The 12513-nt window shown below is 55.0% G+C and carries 12 protein-coding genes; 5 read left to right on the top strand and 7 right to left on the bottom strand.

Annotated elements, in window-relative coordinates:
- Positions 1-118 precede the first annotated feature (118 nt).
- Genes FD38_RS06285 through FD38_RS06295 form a run of 3 tightly spaced genes read left to right on the top strand, consistent with a single transcriptional unit; the run spans position 119 to position 2523 of the window.
- Positions 119-1339: a glycosyltransferase family 2 protein gene (locus tag FD38_RS06285; RefSeq protein WP_057732406.1), complete on the top strand. Its 1221-nt coding sequence runs from the start codon at positions 119-121 to the stop codon at positions 1337-1339.
- A 3-nt stretch (positions 1340-1342) separates the two neighbouring features.
- On the top strand, positions 1343-1636 hold the full coding sequence (locus FD38_RS06290) for a hypothetical protein (RefSeq protein WP_057732408.1): 294 nt from the start codon (positions 1343-1345) through the stop codon (positions 1634-1636).
- A complete protein-coding gene (locus tag FD38_RS06295) occupies positions 1633-2523 on the top strand; it encodes a polysaccharide deacetylase family protein (protein ID WP_057732410.1) in 891 nt (296 codons plus the stop codon). Before FD38_RS06290 ends, FD38_RS06295 begins: the two co-directional genes overlap by 4 nt.
- Before the next feature lie 164 nt (positions 2524-2687).
- On the opposite strand, the gene FD38_RS06300 is transcribed toward FD38_RS06295, so the two are convergent.
- From FD38_RS06300 to FD38_RS06315, 3 genes are all read right to left on the bottom strand, one after another.
- Positions 2688-4112, bottom strand: a complete 1425-nt coding sequence (locus FD38_RS06300; RefSeq protein WP_057732412.1) for a cytosine permease — start codon at positions 4110-4112, stop codon at positions 2688-2690.
- 452 nt (positions 4113-4564) lie between these two features.
- Positions 4565-5005: a nucleoside 2-deoxyribosyltransferase gene (locus FD38_RS06305; RefSeq protein WP_057732413.1), complete on the bottom strand. Its 441-nt coding sequence runs from the start codon at positions 5003-5005 to the stop codon at positions 4565-4567.
- A 579-nt stretch (positions 5006-5584) separates the two neighbouring features.
- Complete coding sequence (locus FD38_RS06315) at positions 5585-6802, bottom strand: ArgE/DapE family deacylase (protein WP_057732417.1); 1218 nt, start codon at positions 6800-6802, stop codon at positions 5585-5587.
- Positions 6803-7016: 214 nt separating this feature from the next.
- Between FD38_RS06315 and FD38_RS06320 the strand changes: the two genes are divergently transcribed.
- On the top strand, positions 7017-7487 hold the full coding sequence (locus FD38_RS06320) for a PH domain-containing protein (RefSeq protein ID WP_057732419.1): 471 nt from the start codon (positions 7017-7019) through the stop codon (positions 7485-7487).
- Positions 7480-8928, top strand: coding sequence for a PH domain-containing protein (locus FD38_RS06325; protein ID WP_057732421.1), 1449 nt, complete (start codon positions 7480-7482; stop codon positions 8926-8928). Before FD38_RS06320 ends, FD38_RS06325 begins: the two co-directional genes overlap by 8 nt.
- A 270-nt stretch (positions 8929-9198) precedes the next feature.
- On the opposite strand, the gene FD38_RS06330 is transcribed toward FD38_RS06325, so the two are convergent.
- The 4 genes from FD38_RS06330 to FD38_RS06345 form a co-directional block, all read right to left on the bottom strand.
- Positions 9199-10122: an ABC transporter permease gene (locus FD38_RS06330; protein ID WP_057732423.1), complete on the bottom strand. Its 924-nt coding sequence runs from the start codon at positions 10120-10122 to the stop codon at positions 9199-9201.
- 12 nt (positions 10123-10134) lie between these two features.
- Positions 10135-11025 (bottom strand): ATP-binding cassette domain-containing protein, encoded by an 891-nt coding sequence (locus FD38_RS06335; RefSeq protein ID WP_057732424.1) that lies wholly within the window; start codon positions 11023-11025, stop codon positions 10135-10137.
- A complete protein-coding gene (locus tag FD38_RS06340; RefSeq protein WP_057732427.1) occupies positions 11026-11397 on the bottom strand; it encodes a GntR family transcriptional regulator in 372 nt (123 codons plus the stop codon).
- A gap of 135 nt (positions 11398-11532) precedes the next feature.
- Complete coding sequence (locus FD38_RS06345) at positions 11533-12375, bottom strand: DMT family transporter (RefSeq protein WP_235806469.1); 843 nt, start codon at positions 12373-12375, stop codon at positions 11533-11535.
- Positions 12376-12513: the final 138 nt, after the last annotated feature.

Consider the following 12513-nt stretch of genomic DNA (forward strand, 5'->3'; position numbering starts at 1 on the left):
CACTTGAATCATGTGTTTGATGGGGATTTTGGAGTTTCTGGTGAATAATTCAGGATGCTATGCTCTTAGTCATGCTAATTGATGCTATCGATATTCAACATTAGGGGAGAAAGCAATTATGTGGCTGAAAAATCTGAATACTATCTTTGTCGTAGGGTACCCAATCTTCGTTTCAATCATTTGGATTACGGGTGGCCTTTTTTCTAGTTTCTACCGTCGCCGGCAAGCCCGGACGCTGCTGACTGCGGATGAGGAGCCGTTCGTTTCCATCCTCATTCCCGCCCACAACGAGTCCGATACCTTAGTCGCGGCCGTCAAATCGCTGGCCGGGCTCCAGTATCAGCACTACGAGGTCGTCTTGATCGATGACTGTAGTACCGACAACACCTGGGACCTGATGCAGACGTTGGCCAAACAATGGGCCGGTCAACTGGCGATTCACAACTTACATTTACCGGTCAACCAGGGGAAGGCCAGTGCGTTGAATCAGGGGGCCAAGGTCGCTAAGGGCGATTACCTGGTCGTGATCGACGCCGATTCACTCTTACAACCCGACGCGGTGACCCAATTGATGACCACCCTGTTGGAAAATCCCAACTACGGTGCGGTCACCGGTAAGCCCATCGTCCGTAACCGGTCCACCCTCTTAGGGCGGCTCCAATTACTGGAATACGTGGCCGTGATTGACCTGATCAAGAAGGCCCAAGCCTACCTGACCGGCAGCATCACCACCGTCTCTGGCGTGATCGTCGCGTTTCGGCGCGAGGCGTTAAACGAAGTCGGCGGTTGGAATCCGGCCGTAATGACCGAAGACATCGACATCACCTGGCGGATGTACCGCAACAAGTGGCAGGCGGCCTACGAACCACGGGCCGTGTGCTGGATCTTAGTGCCGGAACGCTTACGGGGCTTGCTGAAGCAACGTCAGCGGTGGTCGCGTGGTGGGCTGGAAGTCCTAATCACCAACCGGCGCGGCTTATACCTGAATCCATGGGGACAACGGGGACTCCTCTTGGAATCGATCGTCAGCAACTGTTGGGCCATCTTAACGGCCGTTTCGTTAGTGGCTTACGCGTTTCAACTCTTTTTCCTACACAACCTTTCATTAAATGGTAACCTTTTAATCTTAATGTTTACTTTAAACGCCATTCAATTCACGATTGGTTTCATCGCTTCACAAGAAATCGCGCAGTTGACGCTGCCTGAACTCTTATTAGTCCCCGTCTATATTCTGTATTACTGGCTGATCAACTTAGTCAGTTGTATCGCCGCCATCAGTTCCTACTTTGTCGATCCACAACGACGGGGAACTTGGCGTAGTCCGGATCGGGGGTTATAAACTATGCGAAGAACACCAGCATCACCTATCATTCGGCGGCAAACCAGCTTCGGGAGCCGGTTACTGCGCGCCGTTGTCTTAATCGCGCTTTGGGGCTTCATCGCCCTGGTCGTCGTCACCAATCTGGGTTTTAGTCTGGGCTGGTACAACGATACGCTCGTCAGTCTCTACCTGTTATTCAATCTCAAAGCTCACGCGAACAGTGCTTTTCTACTGCTTGCCCTCGGTTTGATCATCATCGTCCCGCTCTACTGCGCTTGGCGGTGGTTGCACTTACGTAAGGGGGCCCGCGCATGACTCGTCGCCTCCGTCGAGGACTTCTAGTCCTCCTCTTCCTGGCGTTGATCCTAGGCTTTGGCTGGACTTACCAGCACAAGGCCGCCAAACAACAGGCCACGAAGGAAAGTTATGCGCTCCCGGCACGCTACGAAAAAATGTCGAACGGAATCATGGTCTTCTGTTATCACCGGATTCTCGGCGATAATTGGACCACCCGGATCATTCGAGGGTTGTCGACCAATTCCCAACTCCACGAATTCAACGTGCCAGCCGACCAATTCACGGCCCAGATGAAATACCTCCACGACCACCACGTCAAGGTGATTTCGGCTGAAACAATGGTCAAGATGGTCAGAAACGACCAACCCATCCACGGCAAGTACGCGGTCCTGTCCTTCGACGATATCGACCGAACCGTGATCGACCACGCCGTACCGGTCATGAATCGTTATAAGTTCCCCTTCACCACCTTCATCATTACGGGGAACACCGGTCGTTACCGGGAAGGGACGCAACTCGCGACCTGGTCCCAGATTCGGGCCGCCGAAAAGGCCTCTCAGGGTCGAATGACCCTGGGCCTGCACACGCACAACCTGCACTACTTAAATTCCCACATGGAACCGATCTTCATGCAACCCCACTACACCGGGAAGTTTGAACGCGACTTTGCAATCTCCAAGCAGGAATTAAAGGCGCATACCGGTGTCACGGGCAATTCGTTTGCCTTTCCTTACGGGGCCGGAACGGACGCCATTGACGCCTTCTTGGCCCGTCAACGTCTCACCTGGGTCGCCACGCTGGATTCCGGTATCGTGACCGACAATACCGATCTCAACGCCACGCCACGGGTGATCATCAACCACGAAAGTTGGCCGTCCATCCAGAAATGGTTCACGACCAAGTAACGCCCAAAAGCCAGAGAACAGCTCACCACCATCAGCTGTTCCCTGGCTTTTTACCTAAAAACGTCCTCAACCAGCTCAGTTGCGCAAGGAAGCGACTGCTGGTCGGGGACGTTTTTTAAGTTATTTTTGAGGCTAAGCCGTCACGTTCCTCCATTAGAGAAAAACTAGGCTTTAGTCGGGTTAACCGCTGGTCGCGTGAGCCGCATTCCCAGCGCATAAATGACCGCCGTTAGCGCCATGGCGATGAAGGTCGCCCCGATCGTGGTCGCGATGACCGGAACTTGTTTCAAGCCCCAGTACGCCACCACCCCAAGGCCCCAGCTGGCAACTGCCACCCAGTTGACCCCGTGACGGTACCAGTAAGCGCCGTGGACCTTGGTGAACTCACTCAGCCGGTACTGCCGGCGGTGCAACCAGAAGAAGTCCACCAAAAAAATGGCGATTTCCGGCCCCAGAAACATCCCGATACCATCCAAGAAGGTCTCAAAGACGTCCAGGAAGCTCGCCAGGTAGACCGGGATAAACGTCACCAGCGTGGCCACGATGGTCACCAACCACAGACTGACGTTCAACGACAACCGGTGGACTAGATTCGTCAGCGCCGAGCCGGCCGACATCAGGTTGACCGCGTTGGCCGTGGTACTGGTCAACACAATCACCAACAGGGCTAAGAAGCCCAGGCCCAATTTAGCGGCCACCGTGCTGGGGTCCGAATTATTGGGGTCGAAGTGGTTCAACGTCACGGCCGTGCCAATCGTGGCAAACAGTCCGATAAAGGCGAACCAGAACAAGCCCAGGTTAGCCCCCAGAAACGACGCGGTAGTGGCCGCCGATTTCTTGGCCGTAAAGCGGCTAAAGTCGGACGCCGCGGTGACCCAGGCCAGGTTAAAGGCGGCCAGCGTATCCGCCGCGACCCCCGACGTCATCTTCAGATTGTGCGGCGGCTGCCAGCTCACGATTTCGCTAAAGGACACCGTCCGGAAAACCACCACGGATTCCCACAAGACGAAGACCACGACCAGAATGATCCCGATCCGTTCAATCAGGCGCACCGACCGTTCCCCCAAAGAGATACTCAGTAAATGTAGCGCACTCATGATGAGGATGCCGACGATCAAGCCCAGATTACCCCCGGGCTTTCCGTAGACCGGCCAGCCGAGCAGTTCACTAAAGATGTAGCTGATCGACGTGGCCGCGATAAAGGTGTTCACGGCCGCCCAGCCAATAAACTGGACGACGTTGATTAGGGACGGAATATAACTGCCCCGCAGGCCGAACGAGGCCCTCGTCAGGGCCATCGCGGGTAACCCGGTCCGGTAACCCATGTAGCTGGCCACCGCCAGTAAGGCGTAGGAGATTAGTCCCACCACGATGAGCGTGGTCGAGGCGGTCAGAAACCCGCAAGCGGCAATCACGCCCCCGATATACCAGGTCCCGTTATTGGCGTTGGCGCCAATCCAGGTGGCAAATAAATCCCAATTCGACATGTGGCGGTGTTCGGTTGCCACCACGTCAACGCGACCAAAGGCGGCCTTCTCCGTAGATGCGGCCGGTGACTTTGCAGTCGTTGTGTTTAGCTCTTGTGCCATTGTGTGTCACCTTTCCTCCGGCATACTAACCGGGATGACCGACATACTTCACAATGATAAGTCAGCGCTTCCGGGCCAGTCAGAAACGGGCTGGAACGGGGTGGGCACGGCTTCAAGCCCATAACCCAGGTCTTGAAGACCGACCTTTGTCTAGGCCAGTAAAAAACACTGGCCAAGACAAACGACACCCCTGAGCCCATTTCTGACTGGCCCTCCAGCTTATACTGTCTATAACAGTAACTTAAAAGTACTAATCATCAATACACAACCGTTTCAACCAGCTTCTAAGTTTTAAGTTGGAGAAGTGCCTTATCAATTAATTACGCGTTATGAACTTATCATGTCGTCAAGATTCGTTGTCATACCGCCAAGCGCAATGACCGTCTGCCTACCTTGCTTGTCGCCATAGCCGAATCACCACGGCCGCACACCAATTTTATGAACGTTTAAATTTACAGAATTTCGCCGACGAATTCGCCCTTGGGCATCTTGGTGAAGTCGTAAGTGGCCAGGTCTTGGACCTGCTTGGTATACCAGTGTAAGCTTTCGGTGATCATCAGGTTGACCGCTTCGTCCTTTTCTTGCAGCGCCAAGATTGGCAGGTTGCGCATCGTGGCCACCCCGAGTTCGTAGGCCGTCCCGGAATCCAGGTTCTTGGCTTCGAAGTCCAAGACCGTTACGATCACGTCGGCCGCGGCGATTTGGTCCATGTCGCGGTGGAAGATTTCCGTGGCCCAGGCCTTAGTGAACTGTTCCGCTTGGGCGTCCTGGTGTAACCGGGGTGAGTAGAAATCAGTCACTGTCGGATTGGCCGCTAAGGCTTGTTCGAGCCGGGTGACCCGATCCACCTGTTCGGGACTGAAAAACGGACTTGCAACGTAAATTTGTGCCATGGTAAAACTCCTCCAAAATTTTTTCAACCAACCTAAGCATGAAAAAAGCGGCCGAATTCACTCGAACTCAGGCCGCTAGTCGCGCGCAAAAAGCCCGCGATTCTACCGTACCTTTGTTAGCCTCTCTGGGCTAAAGTTAAAAGGACTATTTGGTTGTTAGCCCACATTATACGGACTTCTAAAATTTTCGTCAATCCGATTGAGGCGTTCAGAATTTAAGTTAAGCGGTTCACTGACGATAAGACCGGGGCTCAAGAAATTTTCTTAGCCGTTCATCAAGGCGACCCAGCAAATTCCCGTCACCAGTAGGAGCCCACCACTGAAGAAAATCGACTTTAACCGATAAAACGCACAACTCAGGGGAAAGAGAAGCATGACCATGAACGCCACGCCCAGGGCCCAGGGCCCACAAGTATGGTAAGACGTTGACGTACATGCCAGCGATTCCTTTAGAGAACATGGTGGTGAGCACCCCGCCATCTAGAAGCGTCACCCCCAGTTCAGTGACATGTAACGTTCGTAACCAGACTTGCATTCGCTCACCCCTCAGCTTTATTTCATTTTACCGCTGGGGCTCGTTTAGTCAAAGTACTGCGTCAACACTTGTTTGTAGATCTCGATAAAGTCCAGGTACTGCGACTTCGAGGTCCATTCGTTGTCCTGGTGCTGGCTGTCGTTGCCGGGACCGAAGACCGCGTAGTCGAAGCCCACGGGATGGTCCTTTAAAAACTGTGCGCCGTCGGTCCCGCCCGGTGAACTCACCGCCAGAATTTCCGTAGGCGAGTATGGTAGGTCTAACAACTTGAGAATCTTGGCCTCGTAGTCCCGTTCTGCCGGCGTGATAGTCTGCTTAGCCGCGTACGGGTTACCGATTTTTTGAATCAACCGGGTCAACTTACCATCGGTGGCGCCGACCAGCGGGCCAATGTCCGTGGCCATCTCCACGGTCACGTGGCCGTTAGAGCGCTGGTTATACTGGTCCAAAACCTGTTCAAAGTGGTGGACGATGGCGTGGTTACTGAGTTCGGGGATCGTTCGTAGATTGATTTGGGCGGTCGCCGACCCCGGGATAGCGTTGACCTGGTTGCCCCCGGCGATCACGTCCACGTTGTAGACCGTTTCGCCCAGCGTAGCGTTGCGGACACCCGTGGTCATGCGGTCGAACTCATCCTGCATCAAATGCAGCGCGTTGATGAGATGAAAAATTGCGTTGTTGCCCAATTGCGGCATCGAACTGTGGGCCGCCTTCCCCGTCGAGGTCACGGTCAGGTTCATGGTACCCTTGTTGGCGTACATCACCCGGTAGCCGGTGGGTTCCCCAATCAGGATTCCCGTGACGTCTTGCATGTAGCCGGCGGCGGTCAGGGCCTGAGCCCCCAACTCACCAACCTCTTCACCCACGGTCGCCAGCAGTCGAATCGTGCCGTTGAGAGGGACCGCCTGTTCCTTTAACTCGATCATCGCAATGACCAGGGCCGCCAACCCGTCCTTCATATCGGTCACCCCACGACCGTAGAGGCGGTCGCCCTTGGTCACCATTTCGAAGGGGTCGGTGTCCCAGTGTGCCTCGTCGACGTCGACCACGTCCATGTGGCCGGAAATCGCTAAGACCGGTTGGCCGTGTCCGAGCGTAGCGACCAGGTTGGCCCGGTCTCCCGTCATGGGCACGATGTGGCTTTCAATCCCCGCGCGATCGAAGACCCCCTTCAGGTATTGAGCCACCTGTAATTCGTGGTCGTTGACGGAGCGAATTTTGATCAAATCGGCTAACAGCTGTAACTTTTCGGTAGTTTCCATCAGTCATCATCTCCTTAAGGCCTTTATACCACGCTTGGGCGCCTAGCCGCGTCTGCGGGGCTCACTAAATTTCACGGTTGAACTGGTTGATGGGCTAACCAGTCAGCCCCACGCATTTCGCACCACCCGTCAATCAACTAACAAACCATTTGGCGGCTTAGTTGTCGCGTCACATCAGACTTGGTACACTAGATTCATCACAGAGGAGGATTTTATGTCACCCACAAGTCATCATCTACCACCCCGGATCAAGCGTATCTGGGGCTACAGCACCCTCGGCAGCTTTCTGTTCGGCCTGGTGGCCACCGGCCTACTCTATTGGGCCCAAATCGGCTGGCACTGGCCCGGCTGGTTGGTTGTCGTCAGCGCCGTAATTACCCTGGTCGAACCCATCGTGGAGGCTGGGTTGATTCCCTACCGCTACCGGTTCACCCGCTACCAAATTACCCCGGTCGCCGTGGAAATCCAGTCCGGAATGGTCTTCAAAAAGCGCCTGGCCATCCCGATTGCCCGGGTCCAAGACGTGACCCTCAAGGCCGGTCCGCTCCTGCAGTGGCAAAAACTGACCCAGGTCACCGTGGCAACGGCGGCCACCAGTCACACCATTGAAGGCCTCGAACTCGCCACCGCCGAGCAGTTGCGCGAGCACATCATGCAACTGGCCCAGGAGGCGCGCCATGACTAACCCCCGCCACTCCCACGTTTTAGGGCTGATCACCCACCTGGCCAAGCAGCTGCAAGAGTACTGGTTCTTGTTCATTCTGCTGGTCTGGCAGTGGGGGAACCTGCCCCCGCTGTGGCGCGGCGTGGCCATTGCGGCCCTGGTGTTCTGGTTTCTGGTCTGGCCCATCACCAAGTGGGCCACGTTGACCTACGCCGTCACCCCGGACGCGGTGATCATCCACTCCGGAATCTTCGTACGCCATCACCTGCACATTCCGTACCCGCGCTTACAGACCGTTCAACGCCAACAGTGGTTTTACTTACGGCCGTTTCACCTAGAAACGCTCCAGCTGGAGACCGCCAGTCATGAGGATAGCCAGCCCGAGGTCCGGTTACCGGCCGTGCCCACCAGCGTGGCCGACACCATTAACGCCTACCGCCGCCAAACGGCCGAGCCAACCGCAACGCCCCACGCGCCCAGCGCGGCCGCACCGGATAATCCCGCGGCGGCCACATCACCAGCCGGCCCCAGTTACCGCATCACGCGGCGGGCGTTGACCCAGTTTGCCCTGACTTCGACCGGGGTCATTCCCCTCGTCGTGGTACTCCTGGGAATCTACGGCAAGCTGCCCAAGTCCTGGGAAAACCAGGCCATTGACCAGGTCGCCCACTACGCCCTGCCGTTGCTTTTGGGCGGGGTGATCATCGTACTAATCATCGGTTGGTTGGGCGCCTACCTGTGGGTCCTGCTGCGCTACTACCACTTCACCCTGACCAGGACCGGTGACCAGCTAGAAACTGTCAAAGGGTTCTTCCAACGCAACACGGTCACGGCACCGATCGCGCGAATTCAAGCCGTCCGGTTCAAGCAGAACATCTTACGGCAGTGGCTGCACCTGCAGACGGTCCAGGTTCTCTTGGCCTCGAAAGCCGCGACAGACGATGACGACCACGATTTGGTGCTTTTACCCGCCATCACCCAGGCTCAGCTCTACGCCACCCTACACCCGTTCATCCCTTGGGTGCCGGCCACCGCCCCCGACCTCACGGACTTAGCGGTGCCGCGTCAGGCGCGCTGGCTCCTCAGCCGCAACGCCCTCCTGGTAGTGGCGCTACCCGTGATTCTACTGTGCTGGCTCTGGCAACCCTGGGGCTGGTTGAGCCTGTTCTTGGTCCCACTGGCCTACTTTCAAGGGCAATTTGCCGCCCGGAACACCGGTGGCCGGCGGTTGAGTGCCGATTTGATTGTGTTGCAGACCGGCCACCTGTGGACCCGTGAAACGTTCGTGGTGCGCCGCCGTCAGATTCAGTCGATGGAAGTCAATTTCTCCGTCTGGATGCGACCCAAACACCTGGCCCACTTGACCGTCAACGTGCGGCACGGCAACAGTAAACAGGCCATCGAACTGCGGTATTTACCCGCCGAACAGGTGCAAGCGTTGTACGATTGGTACACGCATTAAGCCCGTCAAAAAACGACAATCACCCGTCACAGGTGATTGTCGTTTTTAATATCCGGCGCGTTCCCCAACGCCACCGGCGATTTAAAGGCGCCACTCCCCAGTGGCCACCTTTGATTAATTGATTTCAGCCCTACTCCATGACCAATTTTGTGATTAAGCCCAGCGTGCTGACTGCCCGCTAGGCGGATCAGGCCGGAGAATTCCCCCGCCTAATCCCTAGCTATGATAGTAGCACCATTTTCCCCGAACTATATTAAAGAAATGGTAAAACTAATTCCCCCGCCGTTGGCGCCACTTTTCGATAAGTTGTGGGCGCCAGAGCCACAGGTACCCGAAGATGGCGGCAACCGTAAACGAAATGACCGTGGGCTGCCATTCTCCCGAGTTAATCGAGAAGATAAAGGTGATATAGGCCACGAACACCAGGTATAACGGGATTCGCAGTCGAGGAAACATCAGGTATTCCCCGTCATGTTCTAAGGACAACCGGCTGAAGAGAAAACTCCCCCAGACCAGTAAGACCACGGCCGCCAGCAACCACAGTCCCATGGCTAACCATTCCACGTCGCGAGTGGCCATCAAGATGGTCTCGCCTTGGAAGAACGTGTTCAATCCCACTAATGAAAGGGTAAAACCACAAACGGTGATAACTAACGCCCCGCTTTGGCCCACGATCAACGCCGCAAACCAGCAAATGGCAAACATGACTAACGCTAAGACCAACCCACTTAGCCAGGTGGTCAGAAATCCCGGAAGTGCCAGGTTAAAACTCATTCCGTGAGGTAGCTTGAGCCAATAAATCAAGTACTGCACCAGCGCCGTCACCACATCGATGGCAAGCAGCCCAGTTAGGGCCATCCCCAACTTGGTCCAGTAGATTCGTTGCCGCGGATAGCCACTGGCGAACAAGAACTGATTAAAGTTGCCCTTCAGGTCCTGCATCATCAACAATAGCCCACTTAACCAGGCAATAAAGACAAACCAATATGAAAATAACGAAACGCTGCCGTATTTACTATTTTGATAAACCAGCCACTGGTCGATTTGGTCCGAGAAGAGGACCGAACTGTGATGCGACCAGGATTCCGTGTCCATTAAGGCAATCGCAATCCCCGCTAACACGGAAATCCCCAACAACGCCCAGAACCATTGCCGGTAACGGCGCCATAATAAGCGACTTAAATTTTTAGTCAATGTCTGTTCCCCCTACTTCAACAGTTGGTAACCGGTGTCCTGCGACAAGTTGGCGCGGAACAGGTCTTCCAAGGTCAACGGTAATTCTTCCAACAAGACCGGATTTAGGGCCCGTAACTGGTCGTCGAGTTCGGGCGTGTAGTCCGGAAAGACCACCACTAAGACCCGCCCGGACACGCGAATCAGCTTGCTGTGGGTCTTCAACACCTGCGGGATTTCCTTATCCTTAAAGACCAGCTGCATCTTCTTGGCCTTGGCCCGCACGTCCTCCAGATTGTAGTCGTGAGCCAACCGATTGTCCTTGAGTAACAGGACCCGGTCGCTTAAGCCGTCGAGTTCGTTTAAATCGTGAGACGAGATCAAGAAGCCCTTGGTCTGGTCGGCCACCTCGTCGATCACCATGCTGGCAATGTTTTCGCGCACGATAACGTCTAGGCCGTCGAACGGTTCGTCCAGGATGATGTAGGTCGCGTTGGACGTCAACGCTAAGATCAGGTTGACCAACGCGCGCATCCCCTTGGACAGGCGCCGGTACTGGTCTTGGCCGTTCAGCTTAAAGCGCGTCAGTAACTGCGTGTAGCGGTCCCGGTCGAACTGGGTGTACACCAGCGCGTAAAAGTCGGGTAAGTCGCGTAACCGGTAATTACCTAAAAAGTTATATTGCGTGTCGATGAAAAATAATTGCCGTTGGGCCGCCGGTTCAGCCCCTAAATCGTGTTGGTCGATCAGTACTTGACCGGCGTCGGCCAGGTATTGGCGCGTCATGGTCCGAAACAGCGTGGTCTTCCCCACACCGTTACGTCCCACGAGGCCGACAATCTCGCCGGGTTGCCAGTCGAAGCTCACGTCTTCGATGATCTGCCGGTGGTCGATTTGCTTCGTTAATTTGCTGACCCGTAACATCTAATCTGCCTCCTGATATGCCGTTTTGATCCACCCGATAACCTCGTCGGCCGGTACGCCTAAGTAGCGTATCTCGGTCAATAGGGGCATCAGGCGTTGTTTAGTTTCAATAATTTGGCGGGTGTTGTCACTCGCGGTACTCGATTCTTTGACGTAGGTGCCCTTACCGTGAACCGTGGTGATCACCTGCTGAGCTTCCAGCTGTTTGTACGCCTTGCTGACCGTGTTGGGATTGAGCTGCTCTTGGCGCGCCATCTCCCGCACGGACGGCAACCGGTCCCCCGGCTGTAAGATGCCGCGGACAATCTGCTGCTTGACGCGTAAGACCAGCTGCTCGTAGTACGGTAGACTCGAGCCATCGTTGACTTGCATCCCCTCACCCCTTTGTGTGTCGTGTGTGTCGTGTGTGTCCTGCGTGTACTATTATACATAGTACACTTAGAAAAACAAGCCCCCTTAACCAAAAGAAAAGGAACGCCACCGTCGTCGCGTTCCCGAAGTTTTGAATTAACTGCGTTGTGAAATGACTAACCCACTAATGGTGAGGCAAATCCCCACGATGATCCAAGGCGTAATTGGCTCGTGCAAGATCAGCGCGGCGAAAATCACCGTGATCACCGGCGTCAGGTAGATGTACACGCTGGTCTTGACCGCGCCCAAAGTTTTGACCGCGTAGGCCCAACTCAGGAAACACACGGCCGACGCCCCCAGTCCCAGAAACAGGAAGTTCCCCAGGTTGGTCAGTTGCAAGATGGTCCCCAACTTTAACGTGCTATGGGTCAACCCAAAGATCGGCAGGATGAAGAGAATCCCGTAGGTAAAGGTCCGGCGGGTTACCTGAATCGGGTTGTAGTGGAGGTGGTTCAGATAGATGACCACGTAAGAATATAGCGCCCAGACCAACGCCGCCAGAATTGCCATCAGGTCCCCCCAGAAATTGAAGTGCACGCCGCTGGTCCCGTTAAACGAAATCAAGACGATACCGGCCATCGCGGCCACGAAGCCCAACAGAAACTGGCGGTTCAGCGTGTTGCGGTGCATTAGCGCGCCAATCATGGCGATGAAAAACGGCGAAATCGAGACGATCACCCCGATGTTGGAGGCCAGCGTCAGGGTCAACGCGAAGTTTTCCAACAGATAATACAGGCAAATCCCCAGTAATCCCGCCAGGGCAAAGGCCCCCTCTTCGTGCCAGCTGGTGAATTTAAACACCTTGGGGTAGGCCACGAACAGGGCCAGCAACCCAATCACGAAGCGCGTCAATAAAATTTCAATGGGCGCAAAATCCACCAGCAAGATTTTGGTGGAAATAAACGTGGTTCCCCACAACAAGACAGTCAGCAGGGCCACCAAATGCCCGCTTAATAAGCTCCTCTGTTGCACAACAAAAACAATCCCTTCTCAATCAATTTCTCTTAAACCTAGGCCCCCGCTCTAAAAATACTAAGCTTAGAGGCATAGAAGTTACCCGACGGGGTGCTCCTATGC

Source organism: Levilactobacillus zymae DSM 19395 (assembly GCF_001434115.1).
Classification (GTDB): domain Bacteria; phylum Bacillota; class Bacilli; order Lactobacillales; family Lactobacillaceae; genus Levilactobacillus; species Levilactobacillus zymae.